14 protein-coding genes and 1 tRNA gene are annotated in these 20,884 nt (G+C 52.6%); 13 read left to right on the top strand and 2 right to left on the bottom strand.

Going from position 1 to position 20,884, the window contains the following annotated elements:
- Nucleotides 1-16: 16 nt before the first annotated feature.
- Nucleotides 17-1,405 carry a 3'-5' exonuclease family protein gene (locus tag RZA33_RS03820; RefSeq protein WP_317506520.1) on the bottom strand — a complete coding sequence of 463 codons (1,389 nt, stop codon included), beginning with the start codon at nucleotides 1,403-1,405 and terminating at the stop codon, nucleotides 17-19.
- 25 nt (nucleotides 1,406-1,430) lie between these two features.
- Nucleotides 1,431-2,567, bottom strand: a complete 1,137-nt coding sequence (locus tag RZA33_RS03815; RefSeq protein WP_317506519.1) for an ABC transporter substrate-binding protein — start codon at nucleotides 2,565-2,567, stop codon at nucleotides 1,431-1,433.
- A gap of 152 nt (nucleotides 2,568-2,719) precedes the next feature.
- Between RZA33_RS03815 and RZA33_RS03810 the strand changes: the two genes are divergently transcribed.
- From RZA33_RS03810 to RZA33_RS03750, 13 genes are all read left to right on the top strand, one after another.
- On the top strand, nucleotides 2,720-4,426 hold the full coding sequence (locus RZA33_RS03810; protein WP_317506518.1) for a potassium/proton antiporter: 1,707 nt from the start codon (nucleotides 2,720-2,722) through the stop codon (nucleotides 4,424-4,426).
- Between the two features lie 48 nt (nucleotides 4,427-4,474).
- Nucleotides 4,475-4,565, top strand: a tRNA-Ser gene (locus RZA33_RS03805).
- 243 nt (nucleotides 4,566-4,808) lie between these two features.
- Entirely contained in the window at nucleotides 4,809-6,785 is a 1,977-nt protein-coding gene (locus tag RZA33_RS03800; RefSeq protein ID WP_317506517.1) for a class I SAM-dependent DNA methyltransferase, read from the top strand.
- Nucleotides 6,782-8,182, top strand: a complete 1,401-nt coding sequence (locus tag RZA33_RS03795; RefSeq protein ID WP_317506516.1) for a restriction endonuclease subunit S — start codon at nucleotides 6,782-6,784, stop codon at nucleotides 8,180-8,182. The genes RZA33_RS03800 and RZA33_RS03795 overlap by 4 nt, the downstream gene beginning before the upstream one ends.
- Nucleotides 8,179-8,382, top strand: coding sequence for a hypothetical protein (locus RZA33_RS03790; RefSeq protein ID WP_317506515.1), 204 nt, complete (start codon nucleotides 8,179-8,181; stop codon nucleotides 8,380-8,382). Before RZA33_RS03795 ends, RZA33_RS03790 begins: the two co-directional genes overlap by 4 nt.
- Before the next feature lie 167 nt (nucleotides 8,383-8,549).
- Nucleotides 8,550-9,473, top strand: a complete 924-nt coding sequence (locus tag RZA33_RS03785) for a GIY-YIG nuclease family protein (RefSeq protein WP_317506514.1) — start codon at nucleotides 8,550-8,552, stop codon at nucleotides 9,471-9,473.
- Between the two features lie 25 nt (nucleotides 9,474-9,498).
- Nucleotides 9,499-10,533, top strand: a complete 1,035-nt coding sequence (locus RZA33_RS03780) for a hypothetical protein (RefSeq protein ID WP_317506513.1) — start codon at nucleotides 9,499-9,501, stop codon at nucleotides 10,531-10,533.
- A gap of 9 nt (nucleotides 10,534-10,542) precedes the next feature.
- Nucleotides 10,543-13,740, top strand: a complete 3,198-nt coding sequence (locus RZA33_RS03775) for a type I restriction endonuclease subunit R (protein ID WP_317506512.1) — start codon at nucleotides 10,543-10,545, stop codon at nucleotides 13,738-13,740.
- 100 nt (nucleotides 13,741-13,840) lie between these two features.
- The gene (locus tag RZA33_RS03770) at nucleotides 13,841-14,584 is read left to right on the top strand and encodes a ZIP family metal transporter (RefSeq protein WP_317506511.1); all 744 of its coding nucleotides are present in this window, start codon (nucleotides 13,841-13,843) and stop codon (nucleotides 14,582-14,584) included.
- A 533-nt stretch (nucleotides 14,585-15,117) separates the two neighbouring features.
- Nucleotides 15,118-16,392 carry an O-acetylhomoserine aminocarboxypropyltransferase/cysteine synthase family protein gene (locus RZA33_RS03765; protein ID WP_317506510.1) on the top strand — a complete coding sequence of 425 codons (1,275 nt, stop codon included), beginning with the start codon at nucleotides 15,118-15,120 and terminating at the stop codon, nucleotides 16,390-16,392.
- Nucleotides 16,393-16,854: 462 nt separating this feature from the next.
- Entirely contained in the window at nucleotides 16,855-18,105 is a 1,251-nt protein-coding gene (locus RZA33_RS03760; RefSeq protein ID WP_317506509.1) for a porin, read from the top strand.
- 11 nt (nucleotides 18,106-18,116) lie between these two features.
- Nucleotides 18,117-18,542 (top strand): phosphate ABC transporter substrate-binding protein, encoded by a 426-nt coding sequence (locus RZA33_RS03755; RefSeq protein ID WP_317506508.1) that lies wholly within the window; start codon nucleotides 18,117-18,119, stop codon nucleotides 18,540-18,542.
- Nucleotides 18,535-20,883: a putative bifunctional diguanylate cyclase/phosphodiesterase gene (locus tag RZA33_RS03750; protein ID WP_317506507.1), complete on the top strand. Its 2,349-nt coding sequence runs from the start codon at nucleotides 18,535-18,537 to the stop codon at nucleotides 20,881-20,883. The genes RZA33_RS03755 and RZA33_RS03750 overlap by 8 nt, the downstream gene beginning before the upstream one ends.
- Nucleotide 20,884 lies beyond the last annotated feature (1 nt).

Raw genomic sequence — 20,884 nt, 5'->3', positions numbered from 1 at the left:
TATCCAGCCAAATGGCTTAGTTAAGCGGCGTAACCGTTAACCCGTGTTGCTCGGGATAACGCAAAAAACGGTTCAAAATTCGGTAGTTATCCATATCAAAGGTGGCGGGCGCCTGTGCCAGGGTTTGCGCCTCTGCTGCGCTGGAGGCGCTGCCTAAATAACACCATTGGCATACGACATGCCATGCTGGTGCCGTATTGCCTACTGGCTGTTCTTTGATGGCAATACTGCTCGGCCAAGGCCAGACATTGACCTGTAACTGCGAGAGCGCCGCCCGTGCCCGTTGAGTATGGGTGGTGATTGACTCCTGGCCATTGCATGCGCCACGGCACTTACCTACCTGATTGGCAAAACAACGGCCTTTACCTTTCTCAAGCCCCAGTACCCGCGGGCAGAGCTGCTGCTCTTCGGCAATAGTGCGTAACGTGTTCTTGGCCTCTCTGGCATTACGGAACAACCCATACAACCTGCCGGTTAGCGGTTGATTAAGGGCGCTACCACTGAGCAGCTCAGGCTGGCTGTCGGCTTCCGGCCAATGCCATGTGGTAAGGGTTCGCTGCTTGCGTAGCTGACGGTTCATAATAGGCATTAATGTTTTGATCAGCTGCGCCTCGCGCAATTGCGCGCCAAGATCACCTGCGGTGGCTTCCCATTCAATATGCTGCACCTGCTGGGCGAGGCGCATTTCTCTATCGTCTTGATGGTCGCGCTGAAAGTGGCCCAGTACGCGGCTGCGTATATTGATGCTTTTGCCTACATACAGGGGCAGCCGGTTATGGCCATAAAACAGGTAAACACCTGGAGAGGCGGGCAGATTTTCCAGCTGAACGCTGTCCAGATGAGCAGGCAGCGCGCGGTGGCGGTGCTCTTCGTTCAGTAGGGTCTGCCACGCTTGCTCACTGTGTGCCGCCTGCCACGCTTGCCAGAGCGACCATAATGCATCGACATCATCCCCGGCGCGGTGGTGGCGGATAGGCGTGATGCCGTAGCGGCTGAGAAGTGCTTTCAGGTTATGTTGACGTTCTTGAGGTGCTATCCGCCGTGACAGGCGCAGGGTACATATTAATGAGGCCCGAAAATCTTGCCCGACACGTTTAAACTCGTTGCGTAAGAAACTGTAATCAAAGCGCGCGTTGTGGGCGACCAGCTGCCCGTCGCCAAGCCACTCACGCAATGATTCAGCAATGTGCGCAAAGCGTGGTGCATTGCACAGCATGTCGTCATTTATACCGGTAAGCTGGCTGATTTGTGCAGGCACTTTGCATTCCGGGTAAATCAAGCTCGACCAGCGATCAACCAACTGGCCGTTAACGACTTTCAGGGCGGCAATTTCGGTAATCCGGTCGCGGGTGGCCCGTGTGCCGGTGGTTTCTACGTCGACAAAAAATAACGCTGTTTCGCTCATGGGGCGCCGGGGTGATAATCGAAAATTATAGCGAGTGGGGATCTACCGCTAAACGCGCTACTGGGAGCGGGTCTTCAATCAGGCCCATTTGTAGCAAATAGGCTTCAAACGAAGCGTAGCGCCGTGTATCTAAGGCAGCAGGGCTAAGCGTCATCCGGCGCAATATATCCTCCCAAGCGCTGGCGTTAATGGCATTATCCATCACGGGATGAGCGCCTATTAACAGCGCCCAGGCGGCCTCAGGGTTGTCAATGATCCAATGGCTTGCTTCTTCCAGTGCCAGCGTGAAACGTGACCATGTATCTGCCCGTTTAGCCAGCGTATCGCTATTGGCCAACACCACCAAGCCATCGTGACGGGGGATATCTAACTCATCATAACGAATAAGGTGTGTGTTAATGCCTTCATTCGCCAGTTGGGGCGGCAGATAATGATAAAAGCCGTCGGCGATCGCGTCAGCTTGCCCCTCCCTTAATGCTCTGGCGGGGTCGAAGTGTAAATTTTCGGGCGGGGTGAAATCATTGGTCTGCCGAACTGAGTTTGGCAATAAGCGGGGAATGGCCAAGTCGCGTCCCTCAAGGGTCGTGTAGCCATAGTGCAATCCCGCTAGGTTATTGTCCGATTCAGCCTGTTCTTCACCGGTAATAATTACCGCCGAAAGCGACGTTTCAATAAGCGTCGCAATGCGAGTGATGGGTGCACCCTGATGGGCGTGTAGATGTAACAGAGGCTGACGTGTCAGCGCCAAATCGACATCCCCAGCGGATAATAATTTAATCGCAATGGACGGGTCGGCCGGCGACTGAATTTCTACTTTAAGCCCCTGAACGGCATACAAGCCGCGTTCTTGAGCGATTACCAGGGCGACGTGTTGGGGGCTCAAGTACCAATCCAACATCAGAGTGACGTGCTTTAGTGGCGGTGGCTCCAGCGGCAGTGCCGGTGTAAGCGCCTTGGTGGGCACTACATTGTCGTCTTCGCTTTCAACCGCTGGCCATAAGGCTTGAGGCACTTCAACGTCTGTTTGCAACCCAAGCGGGGCCGAATCTTGAGCACTTTGCTCTTCTTCTTCGCTTGCATAACTAACTGAATTTGAAGCTAATAACGTAACGATAAGACTAAGTGTTACAGGATGCCAATAGCGTGATAAACCGCGCAACATAGTTAGTAGCTCCAAATATTGTAGCGGAGAAGTGTAGCCGCCATGGAAAGCTTATGACCAGCCCTTTAGGTATCGGCATGTATGGAGAAGACTCAGTAAATTCAACGCTTACATGCAATAATAACGCTGTATCGATGTAGAGACGGAGAATCATGGACGCTATTTATACGTTCTTTTTGGTCGGCGGCTCCCTAATGGCGCTGAGTATTCTGGCCAGCCGACTATCTTCAATGATGGGTGTGCCGCTGCTGCTGATCTTCCTAGGGCTAGGCATGCTGGCAGGTGAAGAGGGCGTGCTGGGCGTTGTGTTTGATGACTATTCTATGGCGTTTGCGATCGGTCATCTCGCCCTTGCCATGATCTTGTTAGACGGTGGCTTGCGTACCCGTCTCAAAACCTTCCGGGTAGGTTTTAAGCCCGCGCTTTCGCTGTCGACCTTCGGGGTCTTTATCACCAGTGGGATTGTGGGCTTAATCGCCATGTGGACCTTTGATCTCACCATCGTGCAGGGGTTGCTGGTCGGTGCCATTGTGGGGTCTACCGATGCCGCGGCGGTTTTTTCCATGCTCAGTGGCCGGGGTGTCAATCTCAACGAGCGGGTGGGGGCGACCTTGGAGATTGAGTCCGGCACCAACGACCCGATGGCGATTTTCCTAACGCTGATGCTGGTCGAATTATTAGTCGGTGATATAGGCGGCCCCGTTGAAACGCTGATGTTTTTCATCACGCAATTTGGTATCGGCTTGATCATTGGCATTGGGGGTGGCTGGTTAAGTGCCAAACTGTTGCGCTGGCTGGACTTAGCGCCGGGCCTTTATGCCATGCTGGCCCTAGCACTGGGCTTTAGCGTGTTTGGTCTAACCAGCGTGCTGGGCGGTAGTGGTTTCTTGGCGATCTACCTGGCCGGTTTGATGATTGGCAACCAGCCTGGGCGCCACCTCAATTTTATTCTTCCGGTTCACGACGGCTTGGCCTGGCTGAGTCAGATCGGCCTGTTTTTGGTACTAGGGTTACTGGTTACCCCGAGCGAGCTATGGGACGTGGCGCTGCCTGCCAGTTTGGTGGCCCTGGCGCTGATCTTTATCGCCCGCCCGCTGGCCGTGTTAATTACCATTAAGCCGTTCTTTAAATTTCGCTGGCGGGAAACCCTCTTTATCGCTTGGGTGGGCTTGAGAGGGGCGGTGCCTATCGTGCTGGCGATTTTTCCGGTAATCGGCGGGGTCGAAAATGCCTCGCTGTACTTTAATATCGCCTTTGCCGTGGTGTTGATGTCGCTACTGATTCAAGGCGGCTCGCTCGCCCTGATGGCCAAGTGGTTGAGAGTGGAAGTGCCGGTCGGCACGGTGCCTAACCGACGCGGTCCGTTGGGTATACTCCCCGAAAACGATTTTGAACTGTTTGTGTACGGCGTGGAGAATCAAGACTTAGAAGACGTGCCTATTCGCTTGTTACGCTTTCCTTCAGGCGCATTAATCTCTGCCCTGTTCCGCAATCACACCATGCTTCACCCCAAGGGCAGCACACGCCTGAAACTGGGCGACGTGATTTGTGTTATCGGCCGCTCGGAAGACTTGTATTCGCTTAACCGACTATTCAACGGCGACGCCAAGCTCAAGCAGGAGCGCGCCTTCTTCGGTACCTTTACCCTGGACGGCAGCGCGCAGATGCAAGATGTCGCCCAAGCGTATGGCTTAACCTTGAGCCCAGGCGAGCAGAACATGACGCTGGCCGAGTTTATTGCTCTACGCGTAGGCGGCCACCCAGTGGTAGGCGACGACGTCGACTGGCACGGCATTCATTGGGTCGTCAGTGATATGAAAGGGGGAAAGATTACCCGCGTTGGCCTGCGATTGTACTAAAGGCGTTGACTTCCAAGGAAAAGCTGATATTATACGCACCCATAAGCCGGAGGGATGGCAGAGCGGTTGAATGCACCGGTCTTGAAAACCGGCGTAGGTGAATAACCTACCCAGGGTTCGAATCCCTGTCCCTCCGCCACCTCGATACAAAAAAACCCCTGATTCGTCAGGGGTTTTTTTGTGTCTGTAATTTAATCAGACCATACTTTGGGCCTGGCTTTCACTGATGCTCTTAGTCTAGGACTGATCGTTGTCCAGCCGCTTCATACAGAAATAGCTGCACCGTTTGAGCCGCAAAGCTGTGAACGGTAGGTGCCCTGTTCTGCGGCATAGGTGTGTATGATAGTGCCCATTAATTTTCACTGAATTTGGGGAAGCATCCGTGAACACGGAAAGTCACTCTCAGCTTGCTGCTTTTATCTGGTCGGTCGCTGACCTATTACGCGGTGATTTCAAGCAATCCCAGTATGGCCGTATCATTCTGCCGTTTACGCTGCTGCGTCGCCTAGAATGCGTATTGGAGCCTACCAAGGCCGAGGTGCTTAAAGCCGCTGAAGGCCACCAGAACAAGCCCGAGGCAGTGCGTGAGAAGCTTCTGCTGCGAGCAGCCAATCAGCCGTTTTTTAATGCGTCACCCTTTAGCTTGATCAGCCTGTCTGATACCCAGACCAGCGACGACCTGATGAGCTACGTACAGTCGTTCAGCGAGAGTGCCCGTGAAATCTTCGAGCATTTCGAGTTCGAGACCTTTGTCCAGCAGCTCAGCGCCAATGACCTGCTTTACAAAGTAGTGCAGCAGTTCGCGGCCATTGACCTAAGCCCGGCGCGGGTAAGCAATCACGGCATGGGCGGCATCTTTGAAGAGTTGATTCGCAAGTTCGCCGAAAGCTCTAACGAAACGGCCGGGGAGCACTTTACACCCCGCGATATCGTCCACCTGACCACCTCGCTGGTGTTGACCGGTCAGGAAGCCAAGCTCACGCCCAATAGCATCGTTACCGTGTATGACCCGACTGCGGGCACCGGCGGGTTTCTTTCCGAAAGCGACGACTACATTCAGCAGGTCAGCGAGAATGTCACCGTCTCGCTGCACGGGCAGGAGCTCAACCCCGAGTCTTACGCCATCTGTAAGGGTGATATGCTGGTAAAAGGGCAGGAGGTTGAACGGATCAAACTGGGCAACACGCTCTCTGAAGACCAGCTGGCGGGGGAGCGGTTTGACTACATGCTCTCCAATCCGCCGTTTGGCGTCGAGTGGAAGAAGGTCCAGAAACAGGTCACCGATGAGCACAAACATCGCGGCTACGATGGCCGTTTTGGCCCCGGCCTGCCGCGCGTCTCTGATGGCTCGCTGCTGTTTCTGATGCACCTGGTCGCCAAGATGCGCGCTCGCCAAGACGGTGGCTCGCGGATTGGCATCATTCTTAACGGCTCACCGCTGTTTACCGGCGGTGCTGGCAGTGGAGAATCCGAAATTCGCCGCTATCTGTTGCAGCTCGACATGGTAGAAGCCATCGTCGGCTTGCCCACGGATATGTTCTATAACACCGGCATTGCTACCTATGTGTGGGTGCTCTCCAACAATAAGCCCGCCGAGCGCAAGGGCAAGGTGCAGCTGATTAACGCCACCGGCCGCGCCAGCAAGATGCGCAAATCACTGGGTAGCAAACGCCAGTACATCACCGACCGCGATATTGACGATGTTGTACGGCTGTATGGCGTTTTTGAAGAGAACGATGAAAGCAAAATCTTCCCCGTGGAAACCTTTGGCTACCGGCGTATTACCGTCGAACGACCGTTGCGGCTCAACTTTGCAGCCAATGCCGAGCGCGTAGCCAAACTTAATGACGAAAAAGCCCTACAAAAGCTGGATGAAGCCGAGCAAGCTGCGCTTAAAGCCGCCTGCGAACAGCTGGGTGAGCAGCACTACATCAACCGCAAAGCGTTTACCAAAGCGTTGAATGCTGTGCTAAAAGCCGAAGGTCTGAAAATCAGCGCGGCGGTGCAGAAGGCGATTCTCAACGCGCTTTCCGAGCGTGACCCGGAAGCGGATATTTGCCTGGATAAACACGGCAACCCCGAGCCAGACACCGGTCTGCGCGATAATGAAAACGTGCCCTATAACGAATCGGTGTTCGACTACTTTGAGCGTGAGGTAAAACCTCACGTACCCGATGCCTGGATCGACGAAGACAAGCGCGACGAGCTAGATGGCCGCATTGGCATTGTCGGTTTCGAGATACCGTTTAACCGCCACTTCTACCAGTTCACGCCGCCGCGCCCACTGGAAGAGATCGACGCCGACCTAAAAGCTTGCACTGACCGGATCAAGCAGATGATCGAGGGGCTGTCGGCATGAGCTACCCAGCCTATCCTGAGTACAAGGACTCCGGCGCTGAGTGGTTGGGGGAGGTGCCTGTGCATTGGGAGGTTAAACCACTAAAGCGTGCTATTGCATCCGTGGAATCAGGTACAAGTGTCAACGCAGCTGACGTGCCGGCAGTTCAAGGGGGGAAAGGGGTTCTTAAGACCAGTTGTGTTTATCGAGGGTGGTTCGACTGGCGTGAAAACAAGACTGTCAACCAGGAGGATCTAGGACGAGTCTCTTGCCCTGTGCGTAAAAATACCCTGATTGTCAGCAGAATGAATACGCCTGAATTGGTCGGTTCAGCAGGGCTGGTTGTTGAGGCTCCGGACGGAATATTCCTGCCAGATCGATTATGGCAAGTTTCGATGCAGGAAAGATGCAGCCCGAAATATTACTATTACTTCACTCGATCGCCCGCTTACAGAGATCAGGTTAAGATTGCTTGTGCTGGAACTAGCTCCAGCATGCAGAATCTGGGGCAAGATGAGTTTAGAGCTATTTGGCACCCTTCACCTCCTTTGCATGAGCAGCAGATAATCGCCACCTTCCTCGACCACGAAACCGCCCGCATCGATGCCTTGGTGGAAGAGCAGCAGCGTCTGATCGCACTGCTCAAAGAGAAGCGCCAAGCGGTGATTTCCCATGCCGTCACCAAAGGGCTTGACCCTGATATGCCGATGAGAGACTCCGGGGTGGAGTGGCTAGGGGAAGTGCCTGAGCATTGGCCACAGGTTCGGCTCAAACATGTAGTTAGTCAGATAATCGACACTGAGCATAAGACTGTGCATTTCCGTGAGGATGGAGAGTATTTGGTTGTCCGTACTTCCAATGTTCGTAATGGAGAGCTTATTCTTGAAGGGGCTAAATATACAGACGCTTGTGGTTATAATGAGTGGACAAATAGGGGGCGGCCCCAGCCAGGCGATGTATTATTCACACGAGAAGCTCCTGCAGGAGAGGCGTGTCTTGTTCCCCATGGAGTCGATCTATGCTTGGGGCAGAGGATGGTATTGTTCATTGTTAAAAAAGCCAGAATGGATTCACAATTCCTGATTTATTCAATATACGCTGGGCTTTCATCCGAGTTTATTGAGTCCCTATCGCAGGGTAGCACTGTCGTTCACTTTAATATGAGCGACATATGCAATATTCCATTATTTGAACCATCACTAGAAGAGCAAGAATCGATTTGCTGTCACCTGCGCATGCATTTGGACTGTTTTGATAGACTTATTGAAGAGGCAAGTGGATCGGTTGAACTCATGAAAGAACGCCGCTCCGCTCTTGTCTCCGCCGCCGTCACCGGAAAAATCGACGTGCGTGGCTGGCAGCCGCCAGCAGGTTCTGCGTTGGCTACTGGTGAAGCCACTCAGATGGAGGCGGTATGACTCAGCTTTCACCCGATACCCAGGAAATGCTCGATAGTCTTCGCACCGCTGTAGCAGAAACTCTAGAGCGCAAGCGCCGCTTGGGCCAGTACGCGGTGTTTTGGGAGAACGGCAAACCTGTTTTCATTGGTGAGGATGCGCCTCAGAATGCTGACGATACGTCCCCTAATGAAAATCAGCAGGACAAGACGCATCATTGACCAATCGTTATAGTTAAACAGTGCGGTAACAGTCATGTGATGGTATCGCCCTGTGTTTTATTTGACGGGTATTTGATAAGCAGTGCCTTTTTATAAGCAAGAATGGTTTATGGCCCATTTAAATCAACTGCTTATGAATGTATTTCTTTTTGACAGGTATGTGATTAATGACACAGGGGCGCAGCATCCGGCTATTTCTAGTGGATGGCACGCCCAATGGCTTGCTTACCGCCGAAATCATGAACTGGACCGGCCACGTACTCACTGGCCCGCGTACCAAGCTGACCGAGCTGGTGCAGCGCCCCGAGTGTGGTCGCACCGGTATCTATTTTCTGGTGGGGCCTGACCTGGAAGGCAGCCCACGCCCACAGGTGTATATCGGCGAGAGCGATGATGTGGGCACCCGCCTGAAACAGCACAACCGGCCAGAAGATAAAGGCGGCAAGGATTTCTGGGAAAAGGTTTGCTTGGTCACCAGTAAGGATCAGAACCTCACCAAAGCCCATGTGAAATACCTGGAAAGCTTACTGATCCAGTCAGCGAGTGAGCTTGGTCGCTGCAAGCTGGTTAATGGCACCGCCCATGAATACATTAACCTGCCGGAATCCGACCGCGCTGATATGGCGTTCTATCTGGAGCAGATACGCACCGTGCTGCCGGTGCTGGGCTTGGACTTCCTTCGTCAACGTCAAAGCCCGCTGACGCAAAGCAAGGAACAGCCTGCGCAACAAGCGCCCACCACCACTTTTGAGTTGAACATATCCAAGTACAAAATCGCTGCCTGGGCACAAGAAGTGGATGGTGAATTTATCGTGCTAGCAGGCAGCAAAGCCCGCGAGCGCTGGGCTAGCAGCACTGACTACGCCAGTTATAAGCCCCTTTACCAACAGCTGACAGAAGAGGGCGTGCTGGTAGCAGATGAAGCGGGAGGCGTGAGCTTCACTCGTGATCATGCTTTTTCAAGCCCCAGTGCCGCTGCTGCGGTGGTGTCTGGTCGTCCAGCGAATGGTCGCACCGCTTGGGTAGAGAAAATCACCCGAAAGACTTACGGTGAATGGCAAGACCAGCAAGTTAATGCCGCCCTAAGTTAAGGGTCACGAGCAAAAAGGACAGCAAATGCTCTATCGCATTCAAAACGATGACGAGACCGGATATCTCGAACGTCATAATGCTACGACGCTTCAATCGTTATCTTCCCATTACAAAGAAGCTGACTTGCAGCGGTGGATTTTCCACCATTTAGATTCGGTTTTGCGCACGGATGAGTTACTCCCTATTCAGCAAGCCACTAGAGGTGAAGAAGCTGATATTACTGCCGTAGATGCTAGCGGACGGCTTTTTATTTTTGAGTTAAAGCGCTGGGAGGCACACTCTGAAAACCTTTTACAGGTCATGCGCTATGCTCAAATTTCCAGCCAGTGGGGGTACGAGCATCTCAACAAGCTATATCAAAAGCTGAATAAGTCAGAAGGGCAGCTAAGCGAAGTTCATCAAGAGGTCTTCGGGTTTTCAAATCCGCTAGAAAGGGCTGCCTGGAACCATGATCAAGTGTTAGTCGTCATCACCAATGGACTAGACTACACGACGCGAAAAGCGATCAAATATTGGAATAGCAAAGGGATTAACATTCGTGCCTGGATATACCGGGTTTACGAGATTAACGGGCAGCCTTTCTTGGATATCAATGCATTTGGGCAAGAAGACGATCCCCACGAGGATCGCCCAATGCGTTATCACCTGGTCAATACCAATTACAGCAATGATCCCATTTCGCATCATTACATGCTGAATGAGGGGCGCGCAGCTGCCTTTTACACACCCTGGAAAAACAAGGTAGATAATATCGAGAAAGGGGATTGGGTATTTCTCTACTATAGTGGGCACTGGGTGGTGGCTTACGGTAAATGCCAGTCAGAAACGCCTTCTTTAAAGGCACCACCACACGCACCTGAAGATCATCATCAAGAGCATTTCGTGACGTTATCGCCATTCTATCGGCTTGAGCACAGTGTTAGTCCTTCAGAGTTGCGGGATGCGGCGGGTTATCATGTGCCATTAGTCAGCACTTACACCCAGTTACGCACGACGGGCGGCGATTCATTGAAAAGCCATTGTGACCGTTACAGGCAAGCAGACTCTCTAAGCATGTAAGGATTTTATATGGCCGATAGCAGGGAAGCGCAGTTCCAACAAGACATCATCGACGCCATGGCTACCGGTGGTTGGAAAGTGGGCACTACCAGCGGTTATGACAGCACATCAGCGCTATACACCGAAGACTTGCTGAGTTACGTGAAAGAGGCCTGGCCCGAGCGGTGGGAAAAGTTCTGTAAGGCCAATCCGCAATCCTCTGAGCAGGTGTTTGTGCAGAAGGTGGTGCGTGAGCTGGAGCGGGCGGGCACTCTGGAAGTGCTGCGCCATGGCTTTAAAGTGCCGGGGGTAGCGTTCGACCTGTGCAGTTTCCAGCCTGACCACACTATGAACCCCGAGGCGCTCGCCCGTTACCGCGCCAACCGTCTGCGCGTGGTACCGGAAGTCTCCTATTCACCACATGCGCGTGAAAAAGGGAGCGGTGAACAGAGCTACAACCCCCGCTTAGATCTGGTGCTATTCGTCAATGGTATTCCTACGGCTACATTAGAACTAAAGAGCGAGTTCAAGCAGTCAATAGAAAATGCCAAGCGTCAGTACCGCCATGATCGCCCACTAAAAGACCCCATTACTCGCAAGGTAGAACCGCTGCTGGCTTTTAAGCGCGGCGCGCTGGTGCATTTTGCCGTTAGCCAAGCGGAAGTGGCGATGACCACCAAGCTGGCGGGTAAAGAGACGTTCTTTCTGCCGTTTAACTTGGGCACCGAAGGCGGCGGCGCTGGTAACCCGCCACCAGAAGATGACAACAGCTACGCCACAAGCTACTTGTGGGAGCGTGTGCTGTTGCCGGATGCTTGGCTGAAGATTCTCGGACGCTTTTTGCACTTGGAGCAAAAAACGACCGAAGACTTTCACGGGCGGCGCAAAACGAAAGAAACGCTGATTTTTCCGCGCTACCACCAATGGGAAGTGGTTAATCAACTGATTGAGACCACGAAGGCCGAAGACGCCGGTCAACGCTATTTAGTTCAGCACAGCGCTGGCTCGGGTAAGTCTAATTCCATTGCCTGGTTGGCTCACCAACTCGCCAATCTCTACGATGAGAGCGGCCAGCAGAAGCGCTTTAACTCTGTGATTGTGGTGACTGACCGCACCGTGCTAGATAGCCAGCTGCAAAATACTATTTACCAGTTTGAACACGCGCATGGCGTGGTGTGTCCCATAACCCGCGATGTAGGCAACCAGAGCAAATCTGAACAGCTGGCTGAGGGGCTGGCGAGCAATACCCGCATCATCATCGTCACCATCCAGACCTTTCCTGCGCTGTTCGATGCGCTGGATAAGCGACCAACACTTGCCGAAGGCCGCTATGCAGTAATTGCCGACGAAGCACACTCTTCACAGGCGGGCGATTCTGCGCGCAAGCTCAAGGCGCTGTTAGCCGCCACTGGCGAGAGCGTGGAAGATGAAGAGGAAATCAGTGCAGAAGCAATGCTGGATGCGGCCGTGTCCACTCGTCGCCCTAATGAGCGCATCAGCTACTATGCGTTTACCGCCACACCCAAAGCTAAAACACTAGAACTGTTTGGCCGTGTGCCAGACCCAAGCTTGCCGCCAAGTGCAGACAATAAGCCCGAGCCATTTCATCTCTACTCGATGCGTCAGGCTATCGAAGAAGGTTTCATTCTTGATGTGCTGCGCAACTACGTGACCTACAGCACCGCCTGGAAACTGGCCCACTTGGAGGATGAAGAGCAGGAGGTGGATGCCAAGAAGGCCTCCCGTGCATTAGCCAAGTGGGTGCGCTTGCATCCTTACAACATTGCGCAGCGCGTAGAGGTCATTGTTGAGCACTTCCGCGCCAATGTGCGCCACCTGCTGGACGGCCAAGCCAAGGCCATGGTGGTCACCGCTAGCCGCCAAGAGGCGGTGCGCTACCAACTGGCTATGCGGGAGTACGTGGAAACCCAAGGCTATAGAGACGTTCATCCCTTGGTGGCCTTTTCGGGCAGCGTACCGGCAGATGAGGTGATTCCTGAAGAGGTAAGCGAAACCAGCAAGCTGCTCAACCCCGGCGTGCGTGGGCGTGATTTAGCGGCGGCGTTAGATACTGACGATTTCAACGTGATGATCGCTGCCAACAAGTACCAGACCGGCTTTGACCAGCCCAAGCTATGCGCCATGTACGTGGATAAGAAGCTGCAAGGCGTGGACTGCGTACAAACGCTCTCGCGGCTGAACCGCCTGTTTCCCGGCAAGCAGACGTTTATTCTCGATTTCTTCAATGAACCCCAAGAAATCTTAGAGGCGTTTGCGCCGTATTACCGCAAGGCAACCTTGGCTGACGTTTCCGACCCGCAGGTAGTGTATGACCTAAAACGCACGCTGGATGCTAACGGCATTTATCACTGGCCCGAGGTGGAAGCGTTCGCTACTGCTTTCTTTGACCCCAAAGCACCGGCCTCGCGCCTGAGTTACCACTGCCACCCCGCTCAAGAGCGCTTTAAGAAGCGCTATGAAGTCACCGTCGAGCAACAGCAGACCTGGAAAGAAGCCCGCTACCAAGCGGAGCAGCAGGGCGACGATAAAGGCATAAAGCGTGCCGAGCAGGAGCTGAAAGACGCTGGTAAAACCCGCGATGAGCTTGATCTGTTTCGTAAAAACCTACAGAGCTTTGTGCGCACCTATGAATTTCTAAGCCAGATTATTCACTTCGATGATACTGAATTAGAGCAACTGTGCGTTTACGCCAAGCACCTGTACCCCCTGTTGCGTATTGACCGGCTATTGATTGGCGACCCTATCGATGTCAGCGAGCTGGAGCTGGACAGCTACCGGCTGACCAAACGCGCCGAACAGCGACTTTCGCTTGAAGAGGAGAGTGGCGATTATGGTTTGAAACCGATTTCAGAGGTGGGTTCTGGCAAACCCCATGACCCAGAGACTCAGCTCCTCAATGAGATCATCGAGCGTTTAAATGACCTCTATGGTGCAGATATTAGCGATGGCGATAAGCTGCATTTTGCCAACGGCATTGCCGACCGCATTGAACGTGATGATGCTGTCATGGCCCAGATCAACCACCATGACGAAATCCAGGTGATGCACGGGCTATTTCCCAAACGCGTGACCGATGCCGTATTAGACGCGATGAACGACCATGAAAAACTGAGTATGCCGCTGCTGGAAAACGAAGAAACTGGCAGGCAGTTTGCGCTGCTTATCCTGAAGCTACTAGCGGGTCGGCAGCCAGATAGCCGGTTCTAGCGTATGCTAATGGCTCGCCGCTCATTACCGACGGCGCGGGCAGCGGGGAATGCGAAATTTGCTGCTAGCTGCTGCAACATGACTGAGAAAAGAATCGATTATGCCTGTGGATGTAACCGTCTGGATGGTATTTGCTGCTGCGATGATTACTGCAATCGCTACTGGCCTCGGTGCAGTACCATTTCTGTTCGTAAAGCAGTTTAGCCCGCGCTGGCTGAGTATATTCAATGCGTTGGCCGCAGGTTTGATGCTAGCCGCCAGCCACAGCCTGGTGAGCGAAGGAAGCCGAGAAGCACCATGGCTTACATTACTTGGAATGGCACTTGGATTAATATTGGTTGTAGCGTCAAATAAAGTTATTGCCCGTCGAGGCGCGCCACATGTAGGTGAACTAAGCAACGCAAATGCACGAAAAGCTCTGCTAATCTTGGGAATTATGACCATTCATTCTTTCGCTGAAGGGGTCGGGGTTGGCGTCTCCTATGGCGGTGGTGAGTCACTTGGTCTTTACATTAGTGCAGCTATTGCCATTCACAATATTCCTGAGGGGCTCGCGATCAGCCTGATACTCATTCCACGTGGCATGTCAGTTTTAAAAGCAGGTGGGTGGAGTATTTTCACTAGCTTGCCACAGCCTCTGATGGCAGTACCGGCATTTCTATTTGTAACCTGGTTCACACCATTTCTGCCCATCGGCCTTGGGATTGCTGCCGGCGCCATGATTTGGATGGTATTTGCCGAACTTATACCTGATGCACTCAAAGATGCTTCACCCGATAACGTAGCAACAGCGGTCGTATTGGCTTTTTTTGCTATGTACGCTTTCCAATACAGTATCCATTAATACGGGCCAGATTATTCAGCGCAAACAGCAGCGAATACAGTTCGTTGTGCTTTGAAAGTGCAAAGGTATTCATGCGCTCTCTCCTGAAGATTGAAACGTATCGGCCTGATGAGCATTAGATGCCATTGCATCGGTGACGAACTGCTCGTGTTAAAGGACTTTCTTGCAGAAGTACCAGTCGGTGTATTCGTAACACTGGGTGTAAAGATTCGTTAGACATCTCGCATTCCTTGGACTGAAAATGTTTTCAGGAATAACGATTGATTAAATTGTTATAACAAGCGAGTAGCGTAATTGGGCCAATAGGCTGGGTATTGATAGGCTGGATCCAACCTCAAAAGCCGCTTCGCTATGCCATTGTGAAAAACTCGCATGGCCCGTCTCAAGCAAATGGTTACCCCCTTTGCTGGCCTGGACAGAAAAGCAGTGAAAGAGGAAATTGATGCGGGGCGAGGCTGCGACTAAACGACATTGGCTCCCGCGTGTAGACTTCTCTAAGATCAAGACATCCCTAACAATTGCGAGCCGCTCTTATGAAACCTGAAACCATCGCTCTCCACCATGGCTACGCACCGGACTCTCAGAACGCTGTAGCGGTGCCGATTCATCAGACCACCTCGTTTTCATTCGATAACGCGCAACACGCGGCGGATCTGTTTGACCTGAAAGTGGAAGGCAATATCTATTCACGCATCATGAACCCGACCTGCGCCGTGCTGGAGCAGCGGGTGGCCGCGCTGGAAGGCGGCATAGCGGGTTTGGCAGTGGCGTCGGGGATGGCAGCAATCACCTATGCCATTCAAACCATCGCCGAAGCAGGCGACAACATTGTCTCCATTAGTGAGCTGTATGGCGGCACTTACAACCTGTTTGCGCATACGCTGCCCCGTCAGGGAATTCAGGTGCGCTTTGCCGATAAAGACGATATTGCAGGCATCGACGCGCTGATTGATGAGCACACTAAAGCGGTGTTCTGCGAAAGCATCGGCAACCCCTCCGGCGGGGTTGTCGACCTGCGTGCACTCGCCGATGTTGCCCACCGACACGGCGTCCCCTTGATGGTGGATAACACCACCGCCACGCCGTTCTTATGTCGGCCCATTGAACACGGGGCGGATATCGTCATCCATTCGGCGACCAAGTATATCGGCGGCCATGGCACCACGGTGGGCGGTGTGATTGTGGATTCCGGCACGTTCCCCTGGGTTGAGCATGCCAACCGGTTCCCGCTGCTGAACGAACCGGATGTCTCGTATCACGGCGTTAGCTATACCCGTGATGTAGGCGATGCGGCGTTTGTTGCCCGTGCCCGGGTGGTACCGTTGCGTAATATGGGAGCAGCGCTTTCTGCCCAGGCGGCTTGGAATCTTCTCCAGGGGCTCGAAACGCTCTCACTGCGGATTGAACGTATCTGCGCTAATGCGCTGGCGGTGGCTAAGCATCTGGAAAGCCACCCCCAAGTAGCGTGGGTACACTATGCAGGTCTGAATGACCACCCTGACCATGCATTAGCCCAGCGCTATATGAACGGTCATGCCTCGGGCATTCTCAGCTTTGGTATTCAGGGCGGCCAAGCGGCGGGCGAGCGCTTTTATGATGCGCTGTCGCTCATTCTGCGGTTGGTGAATATCGGCGATGCCAAAAGCTGCTCCTCCATTCCAGCATCCACCACTCACCGACAGTTGAATGAACAAGAGTTAAAAACGGCAGGTGTTACGCCTGATATGGTGCGCCTGTCGATCGGCATAGAGCATATCGACGATCTTTTGGCGGACATCGATCAGGCGCTAGCGGTTGCTCAGGGATAGCGGCGCGAACGGCAGCTTCATCACGAAGCTGCCGTTGCACTGCCGATGGCTTCGCCAACGGCAGGCTAAACGTAATTCTTAATCTTGCATTACTAACGACAGCGTTTAACGGCAAACCAGCAACTTTCTCATGAAGAGGAGAGCGCCATTGCCACTCATTTGGCTATCAGCCGCATGGCAAAAAGACACTTTTCACTAGACTCGCCAAGTACGGTTCTCACCGAAAACATGTCCAGCCACTGACCTTAATGATCCTTACCACGGTTTCTGGGATGACGCTTGGCGCTCATTTGAGCTTGGACTATTGGCAGCAAATAATGAAAATGCTCTCAATTAATTTCTACTATTGCCGATAATGACTTGCAAGGTGCAGAGAGTGGCGTGAGGGATAGCGGTGTTGCTCAGGATAGGTGAGACCCTGTTGCTCGTGGAAGGTTGAGTCTTTGTGATACGACAACTCATGTGGCGGAAGAATGGATATTGAATAAGCGAAGAAGCGCACTGATGGTTGTATTGTTCCTCTATGTGACGCATACGCAGGCGCAGGTAGTTGATACCCCTAGTGTTTCATTTAACGGCTTTGGGACGCTCGGCATCGTCCATTCCGATGAAGATCAGGCAACATTCGTTTCCAGTGTTTTTGTGCCCGAGGGAGCGGGGTACAAGAGCGAATGGAGTGCCGAGGTTGATAGTCGTCTTGGATTGCAACTCACCGCTAATTTAACACCCCAGTGGTCAAGCGTTCTGCAGGTGATAGTAGAGCAGAATTATAACGGCAACTATACGCCAGAAATTGAGTGGGCTAATGTCAAGTTTGAGGTGAACTCTGAGCTGAGCCTGCGAGCCGGCCGCATAGTATTGCCGACCTTCATGAACTCAGAGCACCGTAAGGTGGGATATGTGATCCCCTGGATTCGTCCACCCCAAGAAGTTTATCGCACCGTGCCCATTTCCAATATTGATGGTATCGATGCTGCCTATCGATTCCGTTTCGATGATTTCACTAATACGCTTCGGGCCACCTACGGCCAAGCTGATAAGACATTCCCTTATGCTGACGAAACCGGTGGCTGGTCAACCGGTGATGCCCAGGCCAGGAAGGGGCTAACAATCAGCAATACGCTGGAACGGGGAGGCGCCAGTTTTTTCGCAGCTTATAACCAATTCCACATGACCATTGACGAGTTTAACCCACTCTTCGATATTTACCGGATGTTCGGGCCAGAGGGCAACACCCTCGCCAACCGCTATGATCTCGACGACAAACGTTTCGAGGTGATCACGCTTGGGGCGAGTTATGACGCGGGCGACTGGTTCCTAATGGGAGAATGGACCCAAATGGAAAGCCAGAGCTTGTTTGCAGATAACCGCAGCTGGTACGTCACCAGCGGCTACCGCTTTGGAACCATCACGCCGTACCTGACATACGCTCAACAACGCACTCATAATGTTTCCTCCAATCCCGGTCTGTCGCAGCCTTACACCGAGGAACTTGATGCGTTCCTACAGTCCATCTTGATTTTTCAGCCACGGCAGGAAAGCCTATCGTTAGGCGTTCGCTGGGATTTCACTCGAAGCATGGCGCTAAAAGCACAATACGACCATATGAATCTAGACGCAGGGTCTCCCGGTTTTCTGGTCATTACTCAACCGGGGTTCAAGCCCGGTGGCACAGTCAACCTCTTCAGCTTCGCGCTGGACTTTGTATTTTGAGGAGGCTGGCAGTGTCGACGCGATTGATGGTGAATATGTGGGGCCTACTCTTTAGCTTGTTGGCTGGCTCTGCTGGGGCTGAGGTGGTTGTCGTCGTCTCGGCACAAAACCCGACCAAGACTCTGTCGCACGCTGAGCTAGGCGATATCTACTTAGGTAGGTTAAGCCGCTTTCCCGATGGTACTGCCGTAGTGCCTGTGGATCAGCGGGAGACTTCCCCTGCCTACACCGAGTTCTACCGCTATCACCTGGAAAAAACGCCGACTCAGATCAAGGCGCATTGGTCGAAGCTGATATTCACCGGTCGTGGGCAACCACCGGCACGGGTTGCCAACGACACCGCTATGGCGAATGCCATAGCGGTGTCATCGCGTGCGATTGGTTACCTCGACTCGACCATCATTGATGAGCGGCTACGCGTGGTGGCGATTGAATAATCTCAATGAAATGAAGCGTTATAGTCTCTCTACTGAAACTAATATTGCTCAGTATTGGCTCCACCGCTTGCTTGAACCCGCCGTCTTATTTAGCGGTATTGCCGTCATGGCACTGGGGGTAATCTGGGCCACAACCCTTAACCTTGCCAACAGGGAGCAAGTGTCAGCCGAACGTACGGCTGCTGCGCTTGCTATGGACATCGCAGATACCTATGAGGCACAAATAGTACGGGCGCTGCGTGAGATTGATACGACTCTTAAGCTGGTTCTCTACAGTCTTGATGGTAAATCTGCACCGTCGGTGCTCGACGATTTACGCGCTCGGGGCATGCTACCTCCTGAAGTGTTATTCACGGTTAACGTTACCGATTCTTTGGGCAACGTGCTCGCGAGTACAGAGGATCTCGATACTGCCCAGCAGGGTGTGGCGACCCACGATTACTATCGTTTCGCCCAACAAACCGAGGGAATGGTGGTGGGGATGCCTCGGTTCGATCAAGAGTCTAATGATTGGGAGCTATTCTTCAGTCGGCGTGCACAAGGGCGCAATGAAGGCGCAGCCATTATCGTGACGGTGTCGGTACATGCCGGCTATTTCGTCAGTAGCTACGAGCCAGATGTGCTGGGTGAACAGGGGGTATTGGCACTGGTGGGAAACGATGGCATTTTCCGGGTCAGACGTACTGGCACTGCCATCAGTGCGAATAGAAAAGTCGACTACGAAACCATGGTAGCCGTGAGCAGAGATGTTGAAACGCCTGCCAAGTTAACTGTTAATGCATGGGATGAGATTCTACGTTACACCGTGGCTAGGGAACTGTTCGAGTTTCCTCTCGCTATCGTCGTTGGGCTCTCTGAAGCTGAACGTTTAGCCGCCGTCAAGGAGCTCGAACAGACCTATCTATGGCGTGCCATGCTGGCAAGTCTGCTGCTACTCATTATTGTGATCTTGCTTGGCAGATTGAGCTGGAAGCTTCAGCGCGCACAATTTCACAATATGGAACAGCGCGTTGCCCATGCTCAACGCGTGGAATACCTGGCCTTCCATGACAGCCTCACCGGGCTGCCTAACCGTGCCTTTTTCAGCCAGCTTCTGACCCAAGGCATGAATCATTCGCGGCGCTATACTCAACAATTTGCGTTACTCTTTCTTGACCTTGACCGTTTCAAAATGATCAATGACTCACTGGGCCATGACGCTGGCGATGAGTTGCTTCAGGAAATGGGCCGACGCCTTAATGGTGCGGTGCGAGAGAGCGATGTGGTTGCCCGCCTGGGAGGAGACGAATTTGTGGTCTTGCTTCCTAAAATTGAGGCAATAAGACAAGCGGAAATTGTCGCTGAAAAAGTCCTTTCGACCGTCAGCGCGCCATTCACATTAGCAGGGCAAGAACTTCACATCACAGTGAGTATTGGCGTTGCCTTGTTTCCTAAAGATGGGGAGGACGAGCAATCCCTACTGAAAAGTGCTGATATTGCGATGTATTACGCCAAGGAAAAAGGGAAAAATAATGTCCAGTTCTCTTCCAAAGCATTGAATGCCGATTCTCTAGAGCGCTTTGCCTTGGAGTCGAACCTGCGCAGTGCACTGCAGAATCAAGAATTTAAAGTTTACTACCAATCAAAACAGGACATGAATGGTCGCGTCACCGGCATGGAAGCACTGCTACGCTGGCAACACCCCGATTTAGGCTTGGTGGCGCCCATGGAATTCATACCCATGGCAGAAGAAAATGGGCTTATCATTCCTATTGGTCGCTGGGTGCTCAAGACAGCATGTTGGCAAAATGTTGCTTGGCAGAATGAAGGGTTTCCCGAGCTGAGCATGGGGGTGAATCTTTCTGCACGCCAATTTCTCGACAAGGGACTTTTAGACGATATCAAGACCGCACTGCATGAAACCGGTATGGCGCCCGAGCTGCTTGAGTTAGAAATCACGGAAAGCATGGTGATGTATGACGTAGAGCAAACAGTGCAGATTCTGAAAAAAATTAAAAAAATGGGCGTCAGGGTCGCCATTGATGATTTCGGTACCGGTTATTCATCATTATCCAGATTGAAAGACTTTCCGCTGGATTCCATTAAAATCGACGGTTCGTTTATCTACGACACGATTGATTGCACAGGTAACCAAAAATTAACTGAGGCAATTATCGAAATAGGCAGGACATTGAGTCTGACAGTCATTGCTGAAGGAGTTGAAACGCTGGAGCAACTTGAGTATCTCCGCACAATTTCATGCGATCAGTTTCAAGGGTTTTATGCCAACAAACCGCTGCCACCGGAAGAATTTGCGGTAGCGATGCGCGAGATTTATCTGGCTCCACAAGCTAGACTTTGAG

It is taken from the genome of Halovibrio sp. HP20-59 (assembly GCF_033052795.2).
In the GTDB taxonomy this organism is placed as follows: Bacteria; Pseudomonadota; Gammaproteobacteria; order Pseudomonadales; family Halomonadaceae; genus Vreelandella.
The sequence above is the reverse complement of the archived record's forward strand: the minus strand, read 5'-3'. Positions and strand labels throughout refer to the sequence as shown.

What these genes read in the sequence shown, in the direction of transcription:
- RZA33_RS03820 (WP_317506520.1), bottom strand. Translation starts at nt 1,405, where the DNA reads ATGAGCGAAACAGCGTTATTTTTTGTCGACGTAGAAACCACCGGCACA.
- RZA33_RS03815 (WP_317506519.1), bottom strand. Translation starts at nt 2,567, where the DNA reads ATGTTGCGCGGTTTATCACGCTATTGGCATCCTGTAACACTTAGTCTT.
- RZA33_RS03810 (WP_317506518.1), top strand. Translation starts at nt 2,720, where the DNA reads ATGGACGCTATTTATACGTTCTTTTTGGTCGGCGGCTCCCTAATGGCG.
- RZA33_RS03795 (WP_317506516.1), top strand. Translation starts at nt 6,782, where the DNA reads ATGAGCTACCCAGCCTATCCTGAGTACAAGGACTCCGGCGCTGAGTGG.
- RZA33_RS03790 (WP_317506515.1), top strand. Translation starts at nt 8,179, where the DNA reads ATGACTCAGCTTTCACCCGATACCCAGGAAATGCTCGATAGTCTTCGC.
- RZA33_RS03785 (WP_317506514.1), top strand. Translation starts at nt 8,550, where the DNA reads ATGACACAGGGGCGCAGCATCCGGCTATTTCTAGTGGATGGCACGCCC.
- RZA33_RS03780 (WP_317506513.1), top strand. Translation starts at nt 9,499, where the DNA reads ATGCTCTATCGCATTCAAAACGATGACGAGACCGGATATCTCGAACGT.
- RZA33_RS03775 (WP_317506512.1), top strand. Translation starts at nt 10,543, where the DNA reads ATGGCCGATAGCAGGGAAGCGCAGTTCCAACAAGACATCATCGACGCC.
- RZA33_RS03770 (WP_317506511.1), top strand. Translation starts at nt 13,841, where the DNA reads ATGCCTGTGGATGTAACCGTCTGGATGGTATTTGCTGCTGCGATGATT.
- RZA33_RS03765 (WP_317506510.1), top strand. Translation starts at nt 15,118, where the DNA reads ATGAAACCTGAAACCATCGCTCTCCACCATGGCTACGCACCGGACTCT.